The organism is Acinetobacter lwoffii (assembly GCF_049367455.1).
Lineage (GTDB): Bacteria > Pseudomonadota > Gammaproteobacteria > Pseudomonadales > Moraxellaceae > Acinetobacter > Acinetobacter lwoffii_W.
Genome location: NZ_JBMPXW010000001.1, coordinates 1,719,903 through 1,744,923 on the forward strand (window position 1 = coordinate 1,719,903; position 25,021 = coordinate 1,744,923).

24 protein-coding genes are annotated in these 25,021 nt (G+C 46.3%); 11 read left to right on the forward strand and 13 right to left on the reverse strand.

Annotated elements, in window-relative coordinates:
* Positions 1–8: 8 nt before the first annotated feature.
* Positions 9–554: a VTT domain-containing protein gene (locus tag ACO1B7_RS08110; RefSeq protein WP_005248429.1), complete on the forward strand. Its 546-nt coding sequence runs from the start codon at positions 9–11 to the stop codon at positions 552–554.
* Between the two features lie 60 nt (positions 555–614).
* On the opposite strand, the gene blhA is transcribed toward ACO1B7_RS08110, so the two are convergent.
* Genes blhA through ACO1B7_RS08125 form a run of 3 tightly spaced genes read right to left on the reverse strand, consistent with a single transcriptional unit; the run spans position 615 to position 3,119 of the window.
* Positions 615–1,244, reverse strand: coding sequence for a cell division protein BlhA (gene blhA, locus ACO1B7_RS08115; protein ID WP_423090029.1), 630 nt, complete (start codon positions 1,242–1,244; stop codon positions 615–617).
* Between the two features lie 26 nt (positions 1,245–1,270).
* Positions 1,271–1,678 carry a DNA polymerase III subunit chi gene (locus ACO1B7_RS08120; RefSeq protein ID WP_423090030.1) on the reverse strand — a complete coding sequence of 136 codons (408 nt, stop codon included), beginning with the start codon at positions 1,676–1,678 and terminating at the stop codon, positions 1,271–1,273.
* Positions 1,671–3,119: a leucyl aminopeptidase gene (locus ACO1B7_RS08125; RefSeq protein WP_423090031.1), complete on the reverse strand. Its 1,449-nt coding sequence runs from the start codon at positions 3,117–3,119 to the stop codon at positions 1,671–1,673. Before ACO1B7_RS08125 ends, ACO1B7_RS08120 begins: the two co-directional genes overlap by 8 nt.
* Positions 3,120–3,275: 156 nt before the next feature.
* Here ACO1B7_RS08125 and lptF point away from each other — a divergent pair, with 156 nt between their 5' ends.
* The 4 genes from lptF (at position 3,276) to ACO1B7_RS08145 (ending at position 8,324) form a co-directional block, all read left to right on the forward strand.
* Positions 3,276–4,376, forward strand: a complete 1,101-nt coding sequence (gene lptF / locus ACO1B7_RS08130; protein ID WP_005108446.1) for an LPS export ABC transporter permease LptF — start codon at positions 3,276–3,278, stop codon at positions 4,374–4,376.
* A 2-nt stretch (positions 4,377–4,378) separates the two neighbouring features.
* On the forward strand, positions 4,379–5,449 hold the full coding sequence (gene lptG / locus ACO1B7_RS08135; RefSeq protein ID WP_004281054.1) for an LPS export ABC transporter permease LptG: 1,071 nt from the start codon (positions 4,379–4,381) through the stop codon (positions 5,447–5,449).
* Between the two features lie 124 nt (positions 5,450–5,573).
* Entirely contained in the window at positions 5,574–7,121 is a 1,548-nt protein-coding gene (gene gpmI / locus ACO1B7_RS08140) for a 2,3-bisphosphoglycerate-independent phosphoglycerate mutase (protein ID WP_243474069.1), read from the forward strand.
* 30 nt (positions 7,122–7,151) lie between these two features.
* Positions 7,152–8,324, forward strand: a complete 1,173-nt coding sequence (locus tag ACO1B7_RS08145) for a S41 family peptidase (protein ID WP_423090032.1) — start codon at positions 7,152–7,154, stop codon at positions 8,322–8,324.
* On the opposite strand, the gene ACO1B7_RS08150 is transcribed toward ACO1B7_RS08145, so the two are convergent.
* Genes ACO1B7_RS08150 through gacA form a run of 3 tightly spaced genes read right to left on the reverse strand, consistent with a single transcriptional unit; the run spans position 8,325 to position 11,987 of the window.
* On the reverse strand, positions 8,325–9,749 hold the full coding sequence (locus ACO1B7_RS08150; protein ID WP_005249687.1) for a sigma-54-dependent transcriptional regulator: 1,425 nt from the start codon (positions 9,747–9,749) through the stop codon (positions 8,325–8,327).
* Positions 9,750–9,763: 14 nt separating this feature from the next.
* Complete coding sequence (locus ACO1B7_RS08155) at positions 9,764–11,329, reverse strand: sensor histidine kinase (RefSeq protein WP_423090033.1); 1,566 nt, start codon at positions 11,327–11,329, stop codon at positions 9,764–9,766.
* Positions 11,330–11,351: 22 nt separating this feature from the next.
* The gene (gene gacA, locus ACO1B7_RS08160; RefSeq protein ID WP_004281059.1) at positions 11,352–11,987 is read right to left on the reverse strand and encodes a response regulator transcription factor GacA; all 636 of its coding nucleotides are present in this window, start codon (positions 11,985–11,987) and stop codon (positions 11,352–11,354) included.
* Positions 11,988–12,206: 219 nt separating this feature from the next.
* On the opposite strand from gacA, the gene ACO1B7_RS08165 reads away from it, so the two are divergent.
* A complete protein-coding gene (locus tag ACO1B7_RS08165) occupies positions 12,207–13,268 on the forward strand; it encodes a serine hydrolase (RefSeq protein WP_004281060.1) in 1,062 nt (353 codons plus the stop codon).
* Between the two features lie 57 nt (positions 13,269–13,325).
* On the opposite strand, the gene thrC is transcribed toward ACO1B7_RS08165, so the two are convergent.
* From thrC to xerD, 4 genes are all read right to left on the reverse strand, one after another.
* On the reverse strand, positions 13,326–14,465 hold the full coding sequence (thrC, locus tag ACO1B7_RS08170) for a threonine synthase (protein WP_423090034.1): 1,140 nt from the start codon (positions 14,463–14,465) through the stop codon (positions 13,326–13,328).
* A gap of 56 nt (positions 14,466–14,521) precedes the next feature.
* Positions 14,522–15,829: a homoserine dehydrogenase gene (locus ACO1B7_RS08175; protein ID WP_034605826.1), complete on the reverse strand. Its 1,308-nt coding sequence runs from the start codon at positions 15,827–15,829 to the stop codon at positions 14,522–14,524.
* 127 nt (positions 15,830–15,956) lie between these two features.
* Entirely contained in the window at positions 15,957–16,769 is an 813-nt protein-coding gene (locus tag ACO1B7_RS08180) for a DsbC family protein (protein WP_004281063.1), read from the reverse strand.
* A gap of 99 nt (positions 16,770–16,868) precedes the next feature.
* Entirely contained in the window at positions 16,869–17,786 is a 918-nt protein-coding gene (gene xerD, locus ACO1B7_RS08185; protein WP_004281064.1) for a site-specific tyrosine recombinase XerD, read from the reverse strand.
* A 174-nt stretch (positions 17,787–17,960) separates the two neighbouring features.
* On the opposite strand from xerD, the gene ACO1B7_RS08190 reads away from it, so the two are divergent.
* The 5 genes from ACO1B7_RS08190 to ftsW all read left to right on the forward strand — a co-directional run bounded on the left by ACO1B7_RS08190 (position 17,961) and on the right by ftsW (position 23,111).
* Entirely contained in the window at positions 17,961–18,221 is a 261-nt protein-coding gene (locus ACO1B7_RS08190; protein ID WP_004281065.1) for a FeoA family protein, read from the forward strand.
* Positions 18,218–20,074, forward strand: coding sequence for a ferrous iron transporter B (gene feoB / locus ACO1B7_RS08195; protein WP_004281066.1), 1,857 nt, complete (start codon positions 18,218–18,220; stop codon positions 20,072–20,074). The genes ACO1B7_RS08190 and feoB overlap by 4 nt, the downstream gene beginning before the upstream one ends.
* Before the next feature lie 59 nt (positions 20,075–20,133).
* Positions 20,134–20,385, forward strand: coding sequence for a DUF6587 family protein (locus ACO1B7_RS08200; protein WP_004281067.1), 252 nt, complete (start codon positions 20,134–20,136; stop codon positions 20,383–20,385).
* A 162-nt stretch (positions 20,386–20,547) separates the two neighbouring features.
* A complete protein-coding gene (murD, locus tag ACO1B7_RS08205) occupies positions 20,548–21,894 on the forward strand; it encodes a UDP-N-acetylmuramoyl-L-alanine--D-glutamate ligase (protein WP_004281068.1) in 1,347 nt (448 codons plus the stop codon).
* Between the two features lie 20 nt (positions 21,895–21,914).
* Complete coding sequence (gene ftsW, locus ACO1B7_RS08210) at positions 21,915–23,111, forward strand: putative lipid II flippase FtsW (RefSeq protein WP_423090035.1); 1,197 nt, start codon at positions 21,915–21,917, stop codon at positions 23,109–23,111.
* Here ftsW and ACO1B7_RS08215 read toward each other — a convergent pair.
* From ACO1B7_RS08215 to dksA, 3 genes are read right to left on the reverse strand one after another with little or no spacing between them, the layout of a single operon-like run.
* Positions 23,100–23,360: a zinc ribbon domain-containing protein gene (locus ACO1B7_RS08215; protein WP_004281070.1), complete on the reverse strand. Its 261-nt coding sequence runs from the start codon at positions 23,358–23,360 to the stop codon at positions 23,100–23,102. The two genes, ftsW and ACO1B7_RS08215, sit on opposite strands and share 12 nt — an antisense overlap.
* Before the next feature lie 57 nt (positions 23,361–23,417).
* Positions 23,418–24,338, reverse strand: coding sequence for a tRNA glutamyl-Q(34) synthetase GluQRS (gene gluQRS / locus ACO1B7_RS08220; RefSeq protein WP_423090036.1), 921 nt, complete (start codon positions 24,336–24,338; stop codon positions 23,418–23,420).
* A 2-nt stretch (positions 24,339–24,340) separates the two neighbouring features.
* A complete protein-coding gene (gene dksA / locus ACO1B7_RS08225) occupies positions 24,341–24,868 on the reverse strand; it encodes an RNA polymerase-binding protein DksA (protein ID WP_004281072.1) in 528 nt (175 codons plus the stop codon).
* Positions 24,869–25,021: the final 153 nt, after the last annotated feature.

The following is a 25,021-nucleotide window of genomic DNA, read 5'->3' on the forward strand; positions in this document are numbered from 1 at the left end:
CGGGTCGAATGCTCGATTTTTTACTTAACTTGGAACAGTCATTGCCGCTATTGCTCGATCAATACGGGGTATGGATTTATGCAATCCTGTTTCTGGTGATTTTTGCAGAAACCGGTTCGGTGTTTTTCTTTTTCCTGCCCGGCGACAGTCTATTGCTGGCTGTGGGAGCTTTGTGCGCCAGCAGCGATCTGGTGACCCTGCATTCGATGGGGCTGTTGTTATTCACTGCCTCGGTGCTAGGCTATAGCGTGAATTATTACACCGGAAAAGTTCTCGGTTTAAAATATTTCAATCAACATTCACGCTATTTCAAGCCAGAATATATGGTGAAAACCAATCACTATTTTATGAAACATGGCGGTAAAACCATTTTAATTGCACGTTTTATTCCTTTTGTCCGCTCATTTGGCCCTTTTGCTGCCGGTTCAGCGCATATGAGTTTTGCCACATTCAGCTTTTATAATATTGCGGGTGGTATCCTCTGGATTGGCACTTTATTAAGCATTGGCTATCTGCTTGGAAATGCCGCCTTTATGCTGGCAGACTTTTTCTAAGACATGACTGAATATAAAAAAGCCCGAATTTTCGGGCTTTTTTTAATCTGGAAGGATCATTTAAATATTACGTGGCTTATCAGAAAATTCAGAATTTTTCAGCATATACTCGATTTCTTCTTTGGCTGCCGCACGCATTTTTTCACGAAGCGCATTCACGGTCTGTTCAATCACGGTTTCTGCCTCAAGTTCCAGACGTAAACGCACACTTTCTAATTCGGATAAAATGCTCTGATCCTCAATCTGAATACGACCTCTGGCAAAATCAAAAGTCGTCTCAGGATTTTTTGCATAACGTGCGACGTAGTGCTGCACTTCAGCCTCTAGATGCGTATTTATTTCAGCCAGCACCTGACTCTGTTCGCTAAATTTACGCTGTTCCTCATGACGTAGCTGTTCTTGATAGGCCTGTTCTTCAGCACGTTTCTCGGCTAAGGCTTTTTCAAGCGCGAGCTGTTTGCGAATACGGGCTTCTTCAATTAATTCGGCCTTGCGCTGTGCATAGGCAGCTTCAATCTTGCGTTCAGATTCCTGCTGTAAGCGCTGGTCGCGACTCTGCCATTCTTCCAAAGACGTTTCTGGTTTTAAAATATCGCAGATCCGAGAGAGGTCATCGATAAAGGTCTGACGTACAGCTTCTGGCACATTTAACCAGCGCTGTTTAAAATCGGGACCTACATTTAATGCCACGTGCCTCTCCTTGTGGATGATATCGGTTAAAGCTTATGGGTGTCCGGCTCAATACCTAAACGACGATATTGCTTGAATTTTTCACGACCCAGCTGTTTAGCCGTTTCATGGTTTTCAATGATCTCAATAATGTGACTAAATTTTGCGTAAGGTTCAAGTGCTTCCGGATTAAAATTGAAAATAATCCAGTCGGACTGTTCCGGCAGTGTTGCCGAAATACAGACCGTCGCCTGAGGCTGGTCAATACCATGTGGAATAAAGCTGCTGGGGTCAAAGCTCCATAGACGTTCATCCAACTGCTGTTGTAACGCTACATCGGCACACAGTAACCAGATCCGCGCCGGCTGACGCAGAATCTTACGACATAAACGACAAGTGCTGTCCACTTGTCGTTCAGGGCTTTTTTCAAATAAATAAAAGCTGACCTTAGCCATTCGACTGAACGCGGTTGGCCAGGAATTGCATCAATAATGGAACTGGACGGCCGGTTGCACCTTTATTGGTACCTGAGTTCCACGCCGTACCCGCAACATCCAGATGTGCCCAGCGATATTCACGGGTAAAACGTTGCAGGAAGCAGGCTGCAGTCACAGAACCAGCTTTTGGACCACCAATATTACCAATGTCGGCAAATGGTGATTCAAGCTGTTCCTGATAGTCTTCCAGTACCGGCATACGCCATACCCGGTCAAAGGAATGCTGGCCGGCAGCTTCTAGTTCTGCTGCCAGTTTATCATCTGGCGTGAACAGACCCGTCAGCACTGAACCTAAAGCGACCACACAGGCACCGGTTAAGGTTGCGATATCAATCACCAAAGCAGGATTAAAACGTTTTACATAAGTCAAGGTATCACATAGGACCAAACGACCTTCGGCATCAGTATTCAGGATTTCAACCGTCTGACCACTCATGGTCGTTACGATATCGCCAGGACGGGTGGCTTTACCTGAAGGCATGTTTTCTGCTGCAGCGATGGTTCCCACCACATGCAGAGGTAAGCGGGACTCACACAATGCACGCATCGTACCGAGTACAGAGGCTGCGCCACACATGTCATATTTCATTTCGTCCATGCCTGCGCCCGGTTTAAGTGAAATACCGCCAGTATCAAACGTAATGCCTTTACCCACCAAAACTACCGGCGCTTCGCTACGCTCTGACTGATATTCCATGCTGATAATACGACCTGGACGCTCTGAACCTTTACTTACCGCAAGGAAGGCTCCCATGCCTAAATCTGCCATTTGCTGTTCATCCAGTACCGTGACTTTAAGCAGCTCCGGATATTCGGCCGCCAAAGCCACCGCCTGTTCTGCAAGATATTCAGGGAAACAGATATTGCCCGGACGGTTACCCAGATCACGTGCCAGGTTTTGTCCGCTTTGCACCGCTTGTACCAGTTGCAACTGCTCGGTAGTTAAGACGCTATGGGTGGCAATCAGGTCGATCTGCTCGAGCACAAATTCATTCTTCTTGGATTTATATTCATCATAACCATAGCTGGCCTGAGTCAGGAAGAGCGCAAACAGATAATGGAATTCTTGTGGAAGTTGTGTCAGATCTACAGAAATCTGTTTGAATTTTTTTTGAGTGACTTGAATAATAGTTTGCGCGATTTTTGCAAGTTTTGCCGGTTGCAGTTCAGCGACCTTGCCTAAACCAATTAGTGCTGCATGGCTGGACTGGCTCACCTGACCAATCAGGCTCAGGCTTTCCGCCAACGCTGCCTTGAATTGAGAGGCTTCAATTAATGTGTCTAAATTATTGATTTGATAGGTTGCGGTTGTATTCTGAAGTTGTTCTGAGTCAACTAAAATCAACAAAGATTGACTTGATCCATTCTCTGGGAATGACGTATTAATTGTAAGTTTCATATTCTGTTTTCACGCCTGTCTAGATGGGTAAATCATTCAGTCATTGAAACATTTATCCGAATAGATTTTCAATGGGCAGGGCGGCCTAGGTTTTATATTTTTGCTATTCGGGTAAACTAGCACTCGTTTTATGGACCTTATTTTGGAAGAATTAATTTGATTATTCGGCGTTATCTGGTCAAGCAAGTTGTCTCGACATCCTTGGTGGTGATTGCCTTATTGACCTTGATCATGATGGGCGGTCGACTGATCAAGTATTTTGGTGTCGCGGCGCAAGGCCGTCTGGATGCAGGCATTTTATTTAGCATTATTGGCTACCGTTTGCCTGAATTCTTGACCCTGATTCTTCCGCTCGGTTTCTTTATTGGACTGATGCTGGTGTTTGGCCGTTTATATGTCGACCATGAAATGGCCGTGATGAATGGCAGTGGCGTCAGTCGGCATCAATTGGCGCGTCTACTGGTGCCGATGACCCTGGTGTTTTTGATTGCTCAGGCCGGATTGATGCTGTGGGCTGCGCCGTGGGGCATTCGCCAGTTTGAAGCCCTGACCACCAGTCAGGCGGTACGTACCGGCTTTGACCTGGTGCGACCGAAAGAATTTATCTCCTCTGGGCCCTATACCATTTATGCCGGTGACCTGTCAGAAGACCGTAAAAATTTAAAAGATATTTTCTTTTATCAGCGTGCGGAAAAAGAAGGCAAACCGGATGTGATGATTCTGGCGCAGGAAGCCACCCGAATTGAAGTACCGAATGATGCTGCCAATGTGGTCGATCTGGTCCAAGGTCGCCGTTATGAGATCTATCCGGGTACACCGCAATATACTCAAGCTGAATTTGAAAGCTATCGTCTGCGCTTAGAAAGCGATGAAGAAGCGCAATTTGCCAGTACTGAAGTTGAGGCCTTACCGACCTCGCAATTGTGGCAGAACCGTCAGGATCCTGTGGTGGCCAGTGAGTTGGGCTGGCGGGTGTTTGTTCCTTTTGCGATTCTGATTGCCCTGATTCTGGCTGTGGCCTTGTCTGAAGTGAGTCCACGACAGGGTCGATATCTCAAGTTATTTCCTGCCCTCATGATTTTTGCCAGTCTGATTGTGGCCCTGATGGCAGTAAAGACGCGGATCAGTAAAGAAGAAATGGGCATTTGGGCCTATCCATTGATCCTGATTGCCTATGCAATTGCGGGTGCCTTGTTCTCACGTAAACAGAAATTAGGTCCAAAAATCAAGAAACAGATTCAGCGAGTGAGGTCTTAACAATGTTGGCACGTCGTATAGTTGCAAAACATGTGACCCAAACTACTGCGCTGGCGATGCTGGGTGCAACCGCAGTATTGGCAGGTTTACAGGTATTATTTACTTATCTGGGTGAGCTTGGCTCGCTCAAAGATGGTTATGGTGCCTGGGATGCCTTGAAATATGTGCTTTGGGGCGCACCAAACTATTTATATGAAATCCTGCCGATTTCTGCACTGATTGGTGCTGTCCTAGGTCTTGGTACATTAGCCTCGAATAGCGAGCTGATTGTGATGCGTTCGGTCGGCGTGAGCTTATGGCGCATTGTCGGCTGGGTCATCCGTTCGGCACTGTTGTTGGTGGTGTTGTCATTTGCCCTGAGCGAGTGGGTCATTCCTTATACCAATGAACAGGCCAAAAGCGTCAAGAGTGCCAGTAAAGCCGCTCAGCTCGGTGAAGTGCGTGGTTACTGGACTCGGGAAGGGCAGCGCTTTATTTATATCGATTATGCTAACTCGCAAGGCCAGCTGAAAAATGTGCAGATGCTGGACTTTGACCAGAACTATCGTTTGCGCGGTACCTTGCAGGCAGATCAGGGGCAATTCGTTAAAGATGGTTCCTGGACACTGGACAATACAGAGCAGTTCGATATTTTACAAAATGGCAATGCCACGTTGGTTAAGCAACAACAGCAACCTTTAGCGCTGGCATTGCAGCCCAAATATGTACATATGGTGACGATTGATCCTGAAGATTTATCGCCTAGCCAACTAGTGAGCTTTATGAGCTATATGCATGAATACAGCCAGGTACCGAAAACCTATCAGCTGGCCTTCTGGCAAAAACTTGGTTCGCCTTTTGCTCTGATTGCACTAGTAGTGATTGCCTGTTCATTTATCTTCGGGCCGTTGCGTCAGCAATCCATGGGTTTCCGTCTGGTGATTGCCTTATTTGCCGGACTAGGTTTCTTCTATCTGCAGGATTTCCTCGGCTATGCCAGTCTGATTTATGCACCATCTCCGGCCTGGTTCGTGTTTATTCCGATTCTGATCATGTTCGGCATCGGCGGATACTTGCTGCATCGGGCGCGCTAAACCATAGGAAAATAGAACAAATCAATCATCATGAGAGGCTTAAACCATATACGGGTCATGGCCTCTTTTTATAAACTTCGCTAAAATAGAGCGATTAATTCGTAGACGAACAGAGTATTTCATTATGACGGATGCAACTGCTGGCAAAATCCCTCACGTTTTGGTGATTATGGATGGTGTGGGTCATCGCGAAGCGGTCGAAGACAATGCGTTTTTAGCAGCTAAACGACCAAATTTAACTGCGATACAGGACAAGCATCCGCATGGTTTGATCTCGGGTTCAGGTGAAGATGTTGGCCTGCCAGATGGCCAGATGGGTAACTCTGAAGTTGGACATATGAACCTCGGCGCAGGTCGTGTGCTGTATCAGGACTTTACCCGGATTACCAAAGACATTCGTACGGGCGACTTCTTTGAACATGAAGTGTTGGTCGATGCGGTGGAGAAAGCCAAAGCTTCAGGTGGGGCAGTACATTTGCTTGGTCTTTTGTCTGAAGGCGGTGTGCACTCACATGAAGATCATATCGTGGCGATGGCTGAACTGGCCCTGAAACGCGGTGTGAAAGTCTATTTACATGCATTTTTAGATGGTCGTGATACACCGCCTAAAAGCGCACAGCCTTCTTTAGAAAAGCTTGATGCCTTATTCGCACAATATCCAGGTCAAGGTCGTATTGCGACTGTGATTGGCCGTTATTTTGCCATGGACCGTGATAACCGTTGGGATCGTGTTGAACAGGCTTATCGTCTGCTGACTGAAGGTGAAGCGGTTCGTACAGCTGTCAGCGCAGTTGAAGGTCTGGAACAGGCTTACGCAGCCGATGAGTCAGATGAGTTTGTCAAAGCGACCCGTATTGGCGAGCTGGCAAAAATTCAGGATGGCGATAGTGTCGTATTCATGAACTTCCGTGCCGATCGTGCCCGTGAATTGACCCGCGCATTTGTGGAAAAAGACTTTGCCGGTTTTGAACGTAAAGTGGTGCCAAATCTGGCGAAGTTTGTCATGTTGACCCGCTATCAAGCCACGATTGATGCACCTGTAGCGTATATGCCTGAAGCATTGGTCAACTCGATTGGCGAATACCTGTCAAACTTGGGTAAAACTCAGCTGCGTATCGCGGAAACAGAAAAATATGCACATGTGACTTTCTTCTTCAGCGGCGGCCGTGAAGATGAATACCCAGGTGAAAAACGTATCCTGATTCCATCGCCAAACGTAGCCACTTATGACCTTAAACCGGAAATGAGTGCTTATGAAGTGACTGATGAGCTGGTGGCTGCGATCAATTCAGGTGAATTTGACCTGCTGGTGGTGAACTTTGCCAATGGTGATATGGTCGGTCATACCGGTGTATTCGATGCTGCGGTGAAAGCTGTTGAAGCGGTTGATACCTGTTTGGGCCGGGTTTATGAAGCGGTAATGGCGCAAAAAGGTCATATGATTGTGACTGCCGATCATGGTAACGTAGAGCAGATGCAGGACTATCACAGTGGTCAGGTACATACTCAGCATACCACTGAATTGGTTCCGTTTATTTATGTCGGCCCAACTCAGGCCACGATCGCAGAAGGCGGTGTATTGGCAGATGTAGCACCGACTTTATTAAGTCTGATGCAAGTTCCGGTACCTGCTGAAATGCAAGGTCGTAACCTGATTCAGCTTGATGCATAATTTTCGATAAAATTCTAAAAAGGTCAAAGAATGGCAAGAACACGCTGGAAGTCTGTTGTAATACCATGCTTACTGATGTGTTTGAGTCATTCAGCTTGGGGTGCGGGTTCAAATGAGCCGGCATTCGATGATATGGAAATGGATGGGCAGGTCTATTCCGAAATTCCTGTGGCATCCATTCAAGAATTCGTACAAATTTATGGCATCGTAAAAGATAATTATATTCAAGATAAAAATGACGATGCCTTGTTTCAACAGGCCATTCAGGGTCTGGTCAGTGGCTTAGATCGCTATTCCCGTTATTTGTCGCCTGAAGATTATAAGCAACTGCGTGAATATACCGAAGGTGATCTGGCCAGCATTGATTTTGATCTGCAATTTGACCCGCGGTTGAAGCAATGGGTAGTTCAGGGACTGAGTTCCGATGCTGATTCAGCCAAGCAGGGACTTCGAAATGGCGTCACGGTTTATAAAATTGATGATCAGGTATTAAATAGCCTGAATCAGGAACAAGTCCGGCAGTTATTGAGCGGAGCCGTTGGCTCTACGCTCATGATTCAGCTCTCCCCGCAAAGTCCGGCCGTTCGTCTGGTCCGCAATACCAAACTGGATACTGAAATTAAATCGAGCCTGCACAATAATCAGGTTCTGGTTTTACAGGTCAAGGTTTTTCAGCAAGATACTGCCAATGAAATCAAACGTCTAATCGAAAGCTATGCCGACAAGCGCTTAAAAGCCGTGCTATTTGATTTACGCAATAATCCCGGTGGCTTACTCTCGGCTGCAGTTGAATCTGCCGATTTATTTTTGAATCAGGGCGTGATTGTGTCGACCAAAAGCCGCGCTGAAGGTAATCAGCAATTTCAGGCCTTGCCGAGTTTTGAGTTTCAGAATCTGAAAGTTGGGGTATTGATTAATAACCGCTCGGCTTCTGCAGCAGAAGTGTTTACAGCAGCCCTGAAAGAACATAACCGTGCCTGGGTCGTAGGCGAAAAAAGCTATGGCAAAGGCGTAGTACAGAAACTCTTTCCTTTAAGCAACGGTTCGGCTCTACAGATGACAGTATCGCAATACTTTAACCCGAGTGGCCAGATGATTGAAGGGCGGGGCGTACAGCCGCATTTCAACTATCCGTTTAAGCAGGAAATGCGTGAGGAGAGTTATCTGGAACATGTCACAGACTTGCTGCTCCTGCAAAAATAATTATTCGTCTTCTTCGGTATCCAGTCCGAACTTTTTCAAACGATAGCGCAGGGAACGGAATGACATGCCGAGTTTTTTGGCGGCCAGTGTCCGGTTCCAATGGGTCAGATTCAGCGCATTCAGTAAAATTTCTTTCTCGACCTTTTCCAAATATAGTTCTAGACCCTCTTCAGGCAGCTTTTTAGGTGCAATCAGGGTTTCGGTCGCAATGATCTCGCTCGTGAGCGTATTTATCTCCTGAGGGCTGTTAAGCGCATGACGTAGCGGTGCACTCTGCAAATGCTGAAGATCAATCCGCTCTTCATCACTTAAAGTAATTGCGCGTTCCATAATATTACGCAATTCACGTACATTACCTGGATAATATTGTCCCAATAAGAACTCTTTGCTACGTTCGGTCAGTTTTTTATTGGGAATGCCCCATTCCTGGCAAATCTTCTGAATAAAGTGTTCGGCCAATAACAGAATATCTTGGCCGCGTTCACGTAATGGCGGTAAAGTCAGATCCATTACATGAATACGGAAATATAAATCCTGACGGAATTTGCCTTGTTGCACCAAGGCTTCCAGATCCTGATGCGTGGCACTGATCACACGGAAATCCACATCAATTTCGGTATCCGAACCGAGTGGACGAATACGTTTTTCCTGTACGGCACGTAACAATTTGACCTGCATAGAAAGCGGTAATTCTGCAATTTCATCCAGAAACAGACTGCCACCATGGGCAGATTGAATCAGTCCCTGTTTGTCCTGAGCAGCGCCGGTAAAGCTGCCTTTCTTATGCCCAAACAGTTCGCTTTCCATCAACTCAGTCGGAATGGCGCCACAGTTAATCGCAATAAAAGGACCTTCATTGCGGTTACTCAGGCGATGGACCAGATTGGCCACGACTTCTTTACCTGTTCCCGATTCACCAGTGATAAAAACCGGTGCTTGGGATCGGGCAATTTTTTGTAAGGTAATACGTAGTTGCTGGATCGGCAGGGATTGTCCAATCAGCATTTTATGTTCAAGCGCTTCATTTGGATTATTATGCGAATAATCCACCGGTTTATTCAGGGCTTTTTGTAAGAGTTGTTCCAGATGTTTCTGATTGATCGGTTTGCTGACAAAATCAAAGGCCCCGGCTTTGAGCGCAGCAATGGCGATTTCCATGTTGCCATAGGCGGTCAGAACTGCGACCGGAAGTGCCGGATAGAGGCTGCCAATCCAGTCCAGTAACTCCAAACCATTGCCATCGGGCAGATTTAGGTCAGTCAGACAGGCATCATATTGATGATTGGCAAGGCATTTTTTAGCATCTTCCAAACGGTGGGCAATGTGCGTACGAATTCCCATGCGCAGCAATGACATTTGCATGAGGGTACACAAATCTTCCTCATCATCCACCAAAAGCACCAGTGGTTGTTGTTCCCCATTCATCTTCCTTGACCCCTTTAAAGCGTAATACGTTGACAGCTGATGCGAAAGCATGCGCCCTGTTCTTGTTGTATATAGTTTAATTGTGCCTGATTTGCTTCGCAAAAACTATGTGATAAATACAATCCTAATCCGGTACCACTAATCGATGTGCTAAAAAAGGGTTTGAACAATAGAGCTTGATCATGTACGGCTACGCCAGAGCCAAAATCCCGTACATCAATCCAGACCCGATGTTCATAAGGATGCACATTCAGCTGAATATAGGCTGCATCTGCTGAATTGTGACGAATGGCATTACGAATCAGATTAATCAGGATTTGCCGGAATTGTGCTTCATCAAACTGAATCACTAGCGGGATATCAATATTAAATTGAATCTGATCGCGAATATCGGCCAGATCTTCCTGGATAAATAACGGGATAAATTCATTGAGATGAATCGGTATCGGGTGGGTTTCTTTATTTTTGACCATATTCAGCGTGTCCTGAATAATCCGGTCAATCCGGGTCGCCTGTCGGCCAATCATCTGCTGGAGTAGCTGTTGCTGTTCAGTTTCTGAGTCCAGATACAAATCATTGGCCTGCACAATGGCCGCCAAGGGGTTACGAATTTCATGGGCAATACTGGCCGAGAGTTGACCCAGTGCAGCAAGTTTAAGTTGCTGCACCTGCTGATTCAGTTTTTTGGCATCCTGTAACACCAGTAGCATTAGAGTCTGATGCGGCACAATCAGCTTTTGTACTTGCACATGAATATTATAGCGACTTTGTTGGGATTCAAACTGAAAGCGCTCACCATTTTCTAGCGTTTCAAAATGGATCAGTTCAAATAAATCTGGCTGTGACTGAGATAAGGTGAATTTCTCATGGCCGTATTTGGACTCAATTCCAAGAAGATTACAGGCGGCAGGATTACTGAGTACCACATGGTAGTTTTCATCCAGAACCAGATAGCCGGTTTCAATCTGCTCCAGAATATAGCGGTTAATATTCTGTAAGCGATGCAGTTCCAGCGATTGAGAAAAATTTAGATTTTCCAGAATCTGAAAGCGGCGTATGGCAATTTGTCCAGTGCCATAGACCACAAAAAATAAAAAGGCCAGCAAGGCGCTATTACTGATATTGCTGAGTGATGAAAATGCAAAAATACTGCCGATAAAATGCTGATAAATTACGCTGATAACAGCAACCAGCGTGACGACCAAGGCCTTTTTTGCATCTAATAATAAAGATGCAGAAAAGATAGTAATCACAAACAGCAGCCCGATTTGCAGATTAGGACCGTCGCTCGCCAAAGTCAGCAAACTTAAAACGCAGACATCGCTAAAGAAAATCATAATCAGCTGCGGCTGGATCAGGCGTCTGATCCATTTCAGCACAAACAGCTGTACGGTATTGATCGCAACCCCGATTCCCAGTGCATAATAATACAGCTGCGGGTATTGATAATCGGTGGTGAGTTCGGGGTAGGTCAGCATAAAAATCAGCAACAAACCGGTGCTGATCAGCAGACGATAAGCGCTGTACCAGATACCGAGATGGTATTGATTCAGTTCAGCATAGTTTTTTTGTTGTGCCATATGCACCGGAAATCGTTAAAAGCTAAGGTTTAATGAGTCCATAGCGCATGGCCAGATGAGTCAGTTTAACATCGCTATCGATATTCAGTTTTTCAAAAATACGGTAACGATAAGTATTCACGGTTTTAACACTCACAAAGAGCTTGTCGGCAATTTCCTGGGCGCTGATACAATTCACGACCATCATCGCGACTTGCATTTCACGCTCTGACAATGCATCAAAAGGCGATTGTTGTGTATCAGAAAGGTAAGAGCTTGCTAACTGTTCCGCAATGTCTGCACTGAAATATTTGCCGCCTTGCATGACTTTGTTAATCGCACGGACCATTTCCGAAATCGGGGCCCCTTTGGTGATATAACCTTTGGCACCGGCTTTCAATAACAGGGACGGATAAGGCTCTTCTGCTAAACCGCTAACCGCCAAAACTTTGGTTTCCGGCGCACTCTGAAGTAGACGGCGCGTGGTTTCTACGCCACCAATGCCCGGCATATTCACATCTAACAAAACTACATCAGGATGATGTTGACGAACTAGAGAGATCGCTTCTTCACCAGATTCAGCTTGTCCAATTACCTGAACCTCCGCATGGTCTTCTAGCATTCTGCAAATTCCAGTACGAACTAATTCATGGTCGTCCACAACTAAAACTGTGATCACCTACGCTCTCCCTCTGTTAAAAAAATCATTTTTTTGTTACATAAAGCAAAATAAGCTTGCAATGAAAGTACAAAATTAGCAATCCTATTCGCAAGATTAAATCTGAAACTTATCACACAGTGTCAAGAACAAAAAATGTTCGGCATTGTGTTTAAATGTAAGGCATATTAGAGGTAATACGCAAATCAATCTTACCTCTGTTAGTTGAGTGAAGGAATAGTGAAGAAAATAAACAAGTCTTTAAGGCATCTACTCGGCCTGTCCGTGTTAATCAGCATGAGCACGACAAGTTTTGCTGAAATCATTATGAATTCTGGCACGGCAGAGGACGGTTCCAGCATTAGTTGGTCTTCTGAAGAAGTTAACCAGTTAATGAGCGATGATTTTAATGCGTCAGCCAATGAGCCTTCGCCACCCGGGTCTGCAACAGTGACCACTACTTTGCGTCAGGTCGGCACAGCAGCGCCAGCAGCAGCCAAACCTGCTTATACTGCGCCGCAGATTATTGATACGAATCATTTTAGTAATCAACCTTCTGTCAATGCACGGGCTGCACTGGTCATGGATGCACAAACCGGTGAGGTGCTGTTTAGCAAAAATACCAATACTGCCTATCCGATTGCATCGATTACCAAGCTGATGACAGCGGTGGTCATTTCTGATGCACGTCTGAACATGTCGGAAAAAATCACACTACAACAGGCTGATTTTTCCTGTTCAGGTTGTAAAAGCTCAAGCTCGACTTTAAGAGCAGGGGACAGCATGAACCGTGCTGAAGCTTTACTGTTTGCTCTGATGAAGTCCGAGAATCCGGCTGCTGCCGCTTTGGCACGCACTTATCCAGGTGGCCGATCAGCGTTTATTGCCAAAATGAATGCAAAAGCCAAAGAGCTCGGCATGAATTCTACCCGCTTCATGGAGTCAACCGGTTTGCATCCGGGTAACATGGCTTCAGCTCGTGACTTGGGAATCTTGGTAAATACTGCCTCTCAATATGGCCTGATTCGCCAGTTCTCGACCACGCCAAGCTATGACTTTAACTTGGGTTATCGTGTGTTGAAATCGAATAATACCAATGCCTTGGTACGTAATGGCGGCTGGAATATTAATATTTCTAAAACCGGTTTTATTAATGAAGCAGGGCGCTGTGTGGTGATGCACACGACTCTGAATAACCGTCCGGTGGCGGTGGTACTTTTAGGTGCAAACAGCTCACAGGCGCGTACCAATGATGCGACCCGTTTAATGAGTTGGGTCAGCCAGCAACCTAAACGAATCTAATTGATTGGTTCATAAAAAAACCCTGCAAGTGCAGGGTTTTTTTAATTCTGGCCGGAATTACATATTCGACAGAATAGAGTCTTTAACTTGACTCATAGTTGCATCAATCGACAACATCACGGCATCAGCACATTGCTTGATAGCAGTGTCTGGATCTTTCAGACCGTTACCCGTTACGGTACATACGATTACTGAACCTTCAGCAATTTTACCCGCTTTAATATCACGGATGGCACCGCCGACAGACGCAGCAGATGCCGGCTCTACGAACACACCTTCATACATAGAAAGCAGACGTTGAGCTTCGAGAATCTCCGCATCAGTCAGTTCATCGAACCAGCCGTTTGAATCACGAACAACCGCTTTAGCATGATTGAAGCTTTGCGGATTGCCGATACGAATCGCAGTTGCAACAGTTTCCGGGTTTTCTACTGGACCGCCACGAAGGAACGGTGCAGCACCAGAGGCTTGGTAACCTGCCATGATTGGCAAGCCAGCCGGTTTAGGACCAGTAAAGGCATCAGTTTCAGCATCGTAAACGACTTGCTCAAATTCTTCTTTCGACTGGTTGGCAACCGCTTCAGTATAACCCATCCAGTGCGCAGTGATGTTACCCGCATTACCGACTGGCAGGCAGTGATAATCCGGTGCACGACCTAAAGCTTCAACGATCTCGTAAGCAATGGTTTTTTGACCTTGCAGACGGTATGGGTTGATTGAGTTTACAATCGTTACCGGTGCCTGATCGGCAACTTCTTTGACCAGACGCATACCGTCATCAAAGTTAACGCGAATTTGCATGGTGATCGCACCATACATCATCGCTTGTGCCATTTTACCCATGGCAATTTTGCCTTCAGGGATGAGCACGAATGCTTTAATGCCGGCACGCGCAGCGTATGCAGCCGCTGCTGCAGAGGTGTTACCAGTAGATGCGCAGATGATGGCTTTAGAGCCTTCTTCAACGGCTTTGGTCACCGCCATAGTCATACCGCGGTCTTTAAATGAACCAGTCGGGTTTAAGCCCTCGTACTTCACATAAATTTCAACATCTTTACCAATAATGCGTGGAATATTCTCAAGCTTGATCAGTGGAGTATTACCTTCACCCAAAGAGATCGCACGAGTAGTTGCAGACACTGGTAAACGGTCGCGATAGCGGTCAACTAAACCAGTATAACGATTGGCATTCGACATGATGATGTTCCAATTGTGTGTAGAGCTTGGCAAGGGGAATCCTCCCCTCAACCCGATTAATTATCAAGCGATTCTAAACGAATTCGTACAATTTCGCCATGAATGACGGGTAATGCTTGAATTTGTGAAAGCGCTGCATCCATTTTTGATTCGACGATAGGATCGGTCAGAATCACGATAGGAATAAGGTCTTTGGATAAACGCGGTTGCTGCATGATCGCATCAATACTGATGCCGGCACGACTGAGAATTGTGGTGACATCGGCAAGCACGCCCATCTGATCTTCGGCATTAATACGGATGTAATAGCCGGTGGTCATTTGTTCACGACTCAAGATCGGTAAATCACTGAGCGCTTCAAAAGCCAGTTGCGGAATAGTACCTGCGCCGTCTTCTGTGTAAATGATGTCACGGACAATATCGACGACATCAGCAACAACCGCAGAAGCCGTTGGTCCCGCACCTGCGCCAGCACCATAGTACAGTGTTGGGCCGACCGCATTCGCTTGTACCAGAACCGCATTTTTCACGCCGTTAACATTGGCAATCAGCTGGTCATCTGGAATTAGGGTCGGGTGTACACGGAGTTCAATCCCGGCATCAGTACGGCGTGCAATGCCCAGATGTTTAATCCGGAAACCGAGGTCTTCGGCATATTTCACATCTTGTGCCGTGACTTTGCCAATGCCTTCAGTAAAGACTTTGTCAAACTGAAGTGGAATACCAAAGGCACATGAGGCCAGAATCGTCAGCTTGTGTGCTGCGTCAATGCCTTCCACGTCAAAGGTCGGATCGGCTTCGGCATAACCCAGTTCTTGCGCTTCTTTCAGCACATCTTCAAAAGCGCGGCCTTTTTCACGCATTTCACTAAGAATGAAGTTACCTGTGCCGTTAATAATACCGGCCAGCCATTCAATCTTGTTGGCTGCCAAACCTTCACGGATCACTTTAATAATTGGAATGCCACCAGCCACTGCGGCTTCATAGGCAATTTGCACGGCATTGTCTTCAGCCGCTTTAAACAGTTCATTACCGTGTTCAGCCAAGAGTGCTTTGTTGGCGGTTACAATATGTTTGCCATGTTTCATGGCTTCCATGATGACTTCATAGGCAGGATGAATTCCGCCCATGACTTCAACCACCACGTCTACATCAGGTTGACGCACGATGTCCATCAAATCAGCACTTTGTTTGACCGATTCTGGCAGATCCAGATCAGGACGTGGACGACGGGTGCCTACATGGGTAATTTCAATTTCACGACCGGTGCGACGTTTGATCTCAGCAGCATTTTCTTTTAATAGTTTCAAGGCACCACCACCTACAGTACCAAGACCGAGGATTGCCAGACGAACTGGTTTCACGTCACACTCCAAATTAAACAGTTTTTTACAAGAACCTAGATCATAGCTAAAAAAACCGCCTGACTCTAGGGTCATTTTCAGAATATCTTTATCTATAAATTAAAGTTAAATAACGTATTAAAATGAGTTATTTAAGCCGGTTCAATAATTCCGAGGTAGACAGGTAACCGCCCAGATAAGCCCCTGCTGAATTATAAATGGCAGGGGTGCCATTCACGCCCATATTCAGACCCATTTGATATTGATCTTGAACAGGATTTTCACATTTTTCTGCGCTAATCTGTGCACCGGCAATCGCCTGGTCAAACGCACTACGGCGGTCGGCACTGCACCAGATCGCTTCCATGGCTGGCATATGCTGTTCACCACGCGGCCAGGCGATATAACGCACTTCAATGCCTTTGGCATTCATCTCATCCATTTGTTCATGGAATTTATGGCAATACGGACAACTGACATCGGTAAACACATAGACCACATGCTTGGTTTTGCCTTTGGCTGGATAGACCAGCAAGTCTGCTGGCTTGAGTTCGGCAAAGAGTTTATTGTTGATGCCTGCTTGCAGATTTTCGCTGACATTGTGCAGCTGTTTATCGCCGAGACGGATCACATCGCCCTGAATCAGATACTTACCGTCACTGGTGACATAGACCGCAGACATGCCTTCCAGGCTGACCCAGAACAGGTTCGGGACTTCGGTGGCTTTAATGTCGGTGATTTTGGCACTGATGCCGGCAGTCTTGAAATGCTTTTCCAAGGTCGAAACCAGGCGCTGTTGGGCATTACGTTCGGTCAGGGTAGAGGCTTCGCCCGTTGCTGGTGCACTTGCAGTGAGCGTATCTTGCTTTTTATCGTTGTTCGTGGAATTGGAACATGCGCTAAGCCCCAAACCAGCAGCAAGTGTGCAAGCCATAAAAACTTTTGAGCGGGCAAATGTCATAAATAACCCTTTTCTTCTTGGACTAAAAACAGAGCATTAGCATAACAAAAAAAAATACAATCACGTCAAACTTCTCAGTTTATTCGACCTGTAAACGTTTTAAGCCCGTGGATGATGGGTCGCGTGTAGCTGTTGCATCCGTACCTGCGCCACATGAGTATAAATCTGGGTGGTAGACAGATCACTATGTCCGAGTAACATCTGTACCACACGTAAGTCTGCGCCATGATTGAGTAAATGGGTGGCAAAGGCATGGCGCAAGGTATGCGGTGACAGTTCGGATTGAATTCCGGCCTGCAGCGCATAACGCTTAATGGCATACCAGAAATTCTGCCGGCTCATGATGCCGCCATGCTGGGTCAGAAACAGATAATCGGTCGAAGTCTTGTACAGTTGCGGACGGGCTTCATTCAGATATTTTTCCACCCATTCACAGGCCATTTGTCCCATTGGAATCAGACGTTCTTTATTCCCCTTACCGACGATACGTAAATAACCCTGTTTTAAGTTGATCAGTTCCAGACGCAGGTTAATCAGTTCGGTCACCCGAAGTCCGCAGGCATACAGCACTTCAAACATGGCGCGATCGCGCAGCCCTAATGCCGTGTTGATATCCGGGGCATGAATCAAGGCTTCAACATCAGCTTCGGACAAATCTTTAGGTAAGGCCCGGCCCAGTTTCGGGGTTTTATGTGCGGCCACCGGATTGTCACTACGCAGTTTTTGCTCGCGTAAAAATTTATAAAATGAACGCAAGGCAGACAGGCAGCGGGCAATCGAACGTGGGCTTTTTTGCTGTTTGGTCAGCGCAATCAGTACATCGGAAATATCATCATGATTCCATTCGGGCAGAGGCTTGCTCAAGCATTCTGCACATTGCACCAGATCGGACAAATAGGCATTGCGGGTATGCGGGCTGACCGTTTGTGCAATCAGATAATCACGAAAACCTTGCAAATAACTGAACGCATCAGGAATCTGGACAGGGGCAGGAATACGGGGTTTTTTATTCAGCATAGGGTGAAAGGATCTGATCTAAAAAAGCGATAATCGGGATTGGTATTCTCCACTGTAGTTTAATTTTATGACAGTGTCGATGTGGTATAAGGCTAAATCGAAATGTAATTAATCTTATTTGTTAATTATTCTCATTTGTTTGTATACTGTACAAAATAGTTTAGGAATTTCACGGTGCGTTTGTCTGATTTAAAAGCAAAACAAATTGCCATCATTCGAAAAGTGAGTCGAACAACTGATGGTGAAAGTGCTCTACACGATGTCGTCGCGAGTCGTTTGGAAACTTTAGGCTTTGTACCAGGTACAAAGGTACAGGTCATTACTAAAGGTATTTTTGGTGGAGATCCCATTTTGATTCAAGTTGGATTCACACGTTTTGCTTTGCGTAAATCAGAAGCAGCCAAAATTGAAATCGAACAGGCGGTGTCGGCATGAGTGATACATTACGTATTGCCCTTGTCGGTAACCCTAACTGCGGTAAAACTTCATTATTCAACCACTTAACTGGAACACGCCAAAAAGTCGGTAACTATGCGGGTGTGACGGTTGAACGTAAAGTCGGTACTTTTCAGCTTGCTTCAGGCAAAGCGGTACGGGTACTGGATTTGCCGGGAACTTATAGTCTGGATGCGACCAGTCCGGATGAAGAAATCACCCGTAATGTGGTGCAAGGTAAAATTGCGGAAGAGCAGGAGCAGGATGCATTTTTGTGTGTGGTAGATGCCACCAATCTGAAATTACATCTGGGTCTGGTGCTGGAAATGATTGCGCTGGATCGTCCGGTGCTGGTCGTGCTGAACATGATGGATGAAGCACGCCGTCGTGGCATGCAGATCAATACCCAGAAGCTGTCTGAGCGACTGGGCGTGCCTGTGGTAGAAACGGTGGCTGTGCGCAGTTCAGGCATTGAAAACCTGAAAAATGCGCTAGATCAAGGCAAGTATTCTGTACCACAGACTGAGCTCAGTGGCTTGAAAGGTGATAGTCACCAGCGCGTAGAAAACATTCTGAATGACGTGGTCAATTTCGTCGATCAGGAAGATAAGCGTACCGATTTTCTTGACAAGATTTTTCTGCATCCGGTATTGGGCTTACTCAGCCTAGCTGTAATGATGTTCGTGATTTTCCAGGCGGTATTTGCCTGGGCTGCGCCGTTTATGGATGGGATTGAATCCTTCTTTGGCTGGCTGGGTGAGTTCCTCGGCGAATATATTTCGCACCCATTACTGAATAGCCTGGTGGTGGACGGGATTATTGCCGGTGCCGGTGGCGTGGTGGTGTTCCTGCCACAGATTCTGATTCTGTTCTTCTTTATTTTAGTACTAGAAGAATCGGGTTATTTACCGCGTGCAGCATTCTTGCTCGATAAACTGATGTTTAAAGCCGGTTTGTCAGGACGTGCCTTTATTCCGTTATTGTCCAGCTTTGCCTGTGCCATTCCGGGGATTATGGCATCGCGGACCATCAGTGATCCACGAGATCGTTTAACCACGATTTTTGTTGCACCTTTAATGACCTGTTCGGCGCGTTTGCCGGTTTATGCCTTGCTGATTGCGGCATTTATACCGGCACAAACTGTCTGGGGCTTCCTGAATCTGCAAGGTCTGGTGCTCTTCGGTCTGTATATGGCGGGTATCGTAAGTGCTTTGCTGGTGTCTTTTGTGTTGAAATTCTTCCACAAAGATAAATCACAGCACATGTTATTGATGGAGCTGCCAAGCTACCGTTTTCCGGATTTGAAGAACGTTTGGATCGGCTTGCTGGATCGCGGCAAAATCTTCTTGAAACGTGTCGGTGGTATTATCTTCGCCTTATCGATTGTGCTGTGGTTTCTATGTACTTTCCCGCAGCCCCCAGAAGGGGCAACCCTGCCGGCCATTGATTATTCATTGGCAGGGATGCTCGGTCATCTGATGCAGCCAATCTTTGCACCGCTCGGTTTTAACTGGCAGATCTGTATTGCCCTGATTCCGGCGATGGCAGCGCGTGAAGTGGTCGTTGCAGCACTGGGCACAGTTTATGCGATGTCGGCAGTTGATGAAGATGCGATGTCTGAAGGTCTGGCTGCACTAATCAGCGGTGGAGGGGATCTGGGCTGGTCAGTTGCGACAGGTTTGTCTTTGCTGGTGTGGTTTATTTATGCACCACATTGTCTGGCGACTCTGGCAACAGTTAAACGTGAAACCGGTTCCTGGAAAACTGTCAGTATCATGACTGTTTACCTGTTTGGTCTGGCATATTTCATGTCATTCCTGACTTATCAAATTGCTTCATATTATTTGGGCTAAATCTCAGCTTGGCCTTGGCCAATTGAATTTGCTGCATTGTATAGGTATGGGAGATTGAGATGATTGAAATTCTAATTGTGACAGCGCTGGTGCTTTGGAGCATGCTGGTCGTATTCAAAAAGGTGTTTCCCAACACCTCTAATTCAGTCTTTCAGAAGCTGTCTGATGCCTGTGCGGCCAAGGGTTGGCAGCGTCTGGCCAAATGGCTGCAACCGGGTATGGCTGCAGGCTGTGGTGGCAACTGTGCCTGTCCGGTTTCAGAAAAAAGTTCAGAAGAAAAGCCAGCCCAACAAGCGGTGAAATGGAAATAATTTCCTTTTCTGGCTGAATTTTAAAAACCGTCATGATCATGACGGTTTTTTTACGCATGGACACAAAAAAAATGTGCAGAAAAGCCAATCAGAAAAGGCATTCAAAACAGCAAAGTGCTACCATTTCGTCAGTTTCAAAATAGACCAAAATATGGGGCGAAAATGTTAATACAACGTGGTGGGTTAAAAGTCGTTGCAGGACTCGGAATATCAGGTGTTGCAGCAGTCAATTTCTTGCATAGTCAGGGCTACCGCGTTGCAGTAACAGATTCTAGAGCTAACCCGCCAGGGCATGAGCAGATACCCGCTGAAGTTCAGACCAGTTTCGGTCAGTTTGATGCCGAGCTGTTGTTGTCTGCGGAAGAAATCGTGATCAGCCCAGGACTTGATCCTAAACTTCCTGAAATTCAGGCAGCCATCAACAAGGGCATTCCAGTAGTCAGTGAAATCCAGATTTTACGCCGTGCTACAGACAAGCCAATCGTAGCAATTACCGGTTCTAATGCCAAAAGTACCGTGACGACCTTGATTGGCTTGATGGCAGCGGATGCTGGTAAAAAAGTCGCTATCGGTGGTAACTTAGGTCGTCCTGCGCTAGACCTGACTAAAGACGATCCTGAGCTGTATATACTCGAGCTGTCCAGTTTTCAGCTGGAAACCACCTCAAATCTGGCGGCTGAAGTCGCGGTGGTGTTGAACATGAGTGAAGATCATCTGGATCGTCATGGCGATATGATGGGTTATCACACGGCGAAACACCGGATTTTCCAGGGTGTAAAAAAAGTCGTCTATAACCGTGATGACTCTTTGACCCGTCCTCTGGTGCCAGACGTAACACCGATACAAAGCTTTGGTCTAAATGCACCGGATATGAACCAGTACGGTATTCTCAAGGATACGGATGGCAGCATCTGGCTGGCGCGTGGTCGTGAGCGTCTGCTGAAAAGTACCGAGATGTATATGCAGGGCACGCATAATGTTGCCAATGCCTTGGCCTGTCTGGCGCTGGGTGAAGCGATTGGCCTGCCACTGGAAAGCATGTTGAATACCTTAAAGACCTTTAAAGGTCTGGAACATCGCTGTGAATTCGTTAAAGAAGTGCAAGGCGTACGTTATTATAATGACTCCAAAGGTACCAATATCGGCGCAACCTTGGCAGCACTGGACGGTCTCGGCATGGCCATTGAAGCCCAAGGCGGTAAAGTCGCGATTATTCTCGGTGGTCAGGGCAAAGGGCAGGACTTTAAAGCCTTGCGTGAATCATTAAGCAAATATGCCAAAGTAGCGGTATTAATCGGTGAAGATCGTCCCGTCATTGAAGCAGCGATTGCGGGTACGATTGAACTGATTCATGCGGACAGCTTGCAGCAGGCAGTAGAAATCTGCCAAAAGCACACTCAGGCACATGATGTCGTGCTATTGTCTCCTGCATGCGCAAGTTTTGATATGTTCTCGGGTTATCCTGAGCGTGGTCGCAAGTTTGTTGCGTATGTGAATGAACTCAATTAAGAATAACAAGGATTCGTGATATGGCTGGGTTTGCTCAGACTACGATCAATAAATTAAATCAATTTTATACGCAGTGGATACCTAGAATACCTGCTGAAGTGAATCCACGGAATGTATTGATTTTCTGTGTGTTGGCTTTGCTCTGCATTGGTTCGATCATGGTGGCATCGGCCTCGATGCCCTATGCAGAACGTATGCATGAAAATCCGTTTCACTATATTAGCCGACATGGGATTTCGATTTTTGTCGCTGCCGTAGCAGCTTTTCTGGCTTATAAAGTCCCCTTAAAAGTCTGGTTTAATAACACTTTCTTTTTGTGGATTATTACCATCGTACTTTTGGTGGCCGTGCTATTTGTCGGGACGGAAGTCAATGGTTCCAAACGCTGGATTCGGATCGCAGGCTTTACCTTACAGGCTTCGGAAGTCGCCAAAGTGATGATGGCAATTTTTACTGCAGACTACGTGGTGCGCCGTGCGGAAGAAGTACGGAATAATATCAAGGGTCTGGTCCGTTTAAGTGCCATCATGGGTGCTACCGTCGGTTTGATTATTCTCGAGCCTGACTTGGGTGCAACCGTGGTAATTACCTTAACCATGCTTGGCGTGTTCTTTCTGGCGGGTGCGCCGTGGATTCAGTTCGGTGTGGCTTTTATGACCTTGGTCGGCGCATTTGCTGCCGCGATTCTGTTGGAACCGTATCGTCTGCAACGTCTGCTGTCTTTTTCGAATCCTTGGGAAGATCCCTTAGGCACCGGTTATCAGCTCTCTAATGCCCTTATGGCCTTTGGCCGTGGGGAGTGGGCAGGGGTAGGCTTGGGGCATAGTATCCAGAAAATGTCTTATTTGCCTGAGGCGCATACCGATTTCATGCTGGCAATTTTGGGTGAAGAATTTGGCTTTTTAGGCATTTCAACCATCCTGATCTTGTCCTTCACCATGCTGGTTTGCTGTATCCGCATTGGACACCGCGCCTTGCAGCATCAATATTTGCGTGCCGGCTATCTGGCTTATGGCATCAGTATCATTTTCCTGTTACAGATTCTGGTGAATGCCGGTATGAATATGGGCATGTTGCCGACCAAGGGTTTGACCTTGCCATTTATTAGTTATGGCGGTTCATCCCTGATTATCTGTGCGGTCATGATCAGTCTGATTCTGAAAATTGATTCGACCACGCGTCAGGTCAATCCAAGCCGCGAAGAATCAAGCTTCTAGATTGGAGTTTCGTCCTGGCTCTGGCTGAGCATGGTCCAGTACCGTGCTCGGCATTGCGGTTCCACAATTGGAACAGGTCACAAAAGCAGATTTAGGCTTGGAAAGTGGAATCAAGGGTATAAAAAATAAAGAAAAATAATTACGCTGCTGTTTTAGCTCATAGCCCGAACGAGTACGGCAGACCGGACACAGAAACTGGCTTTTCTCAATGGTTTTGGTTTTAGGGCCGACGCCAAAAATAAAAAACATACTCTTCTTCCTATCAATTTTTCATTCTAGAAGTCTAGCTTAAGTGAAAAGCTGTTTTTATAAATCGTGACCTTGTAGCTCAGTTGTATGTGGAATCCGCTCAATGTCCCATTGTACTACCGCCTGTTGCAGCATCCGATCGGGAGTGTCCAAATCAACTTCAGCCTGATGCAAAGCCTGAAGTGCCTGTTTTAATAATTGCGGTGCCTGAGTTAAATCCAGTGCTTGGGCCAGATTCTGTTTTGACAGTTTTTGCCCCTGATCATTCATTGCCAGCGGTAGATGCATATAGCTCAGACGCGGATAACCGAGTAACTGTCCCAGATAGATTTGCCGTTCGGTATTATCTAAAAGATCAGCTCCACGTACCGCATGAGTCATACCTTGCAGATAGTCATCGACTACTACAGCCAGCTGGTAATTCATAATGCCGTCACGACGTTTTAAGACAAAATCGCCCAGATCTTTTTTCAGTTCTGAACAGTGCTGACCTTGCAGCCGGTCTTCAAAACAGATTTCAACATCTTCAACTTTTAAACGGATGGCCTGATGCTCAAAAGCCAGACCCAAGTTGCGGCAGGTATCCTGATAGATATGGTTGGAACCGAGCATTTTACGGGTACATTGACAGGCATAGACTAGGTCTTGCTGACGTAATTGCTGGATGACGTCTTCGTAAATATCTAAACGGTCTTTCTGGAAAATGATTTCGGCATCAGGTTCAAGCTGAAAGGCATCCATGGCACGCAGGATATGCTCTTCGCTGCCGGGATAAATGCGGGGAATATCGGTGTCTTCAATCCGGACCAGCCATGTGCCTTGATTGGCTTTGGCATCGCAGTAACTGGCAACTGCGGTAATGAGGGAGCCAAAATGCAAAGGGCCGGTTGGCGATGGCGCGAACCGGCCCACATAAGCCATCCTGTTGTCCCCCTCCTTTTTTAAAGGAGGGGTTAGGGGAGGATTATTTACAGACATACTTAACCGTTATTTTGCTTCTCTTTGATCTCTGCAAGGGTTTTGCAGTCAATACATAAAGTAGCCGTTGGACGTGCTTCTAAACGACGCAAGCCAATCTCGATACCACAAGTTTCACAGAAACCATAGTCATCATTCTGGATTGCTTCGATCGACTGTTCGATTTTACGAATCAGTTTACGTTCACGGTCACGGGTACGTAACTCAATCGCAAACTCTTCTTCCTGAGTCGCACGGTCATTCACATCTGGAAGAGCAGTATTTTCGTCTTGCATCGTATTGAGGGTACGATCCACTTCTGACATCAACTCAGCTTTCCAAGCCAGCAAGATTTGGCGGAAATGCTGAAGCTGACCTTCAGACATGTATTCTTCATTTTTTTTAGGTTGATAAGGTTCAATACCAAATAAGCTAGCAGTAGAACCACCGTCAGTCGTTTTAGGCTTAGATTTGCGTACGCGCTTTGCAGCTTTCTCTTCTACAACATCAGTTTGATTGTCTAAGACTTGATTTTGGTTGTCATTCGCCATTTAGGGCATTCCTCATCTATGCGTATGATTGCTACGCAAAAAATATGGTGATATGCAGTTTTTTATCCACCCTGTAGAAAGATTATCCTCCTATGGGGGCCGTCATCATATAGACTTTTTATGCTTATTGATAGTCTTTGATGTCTGGACTAT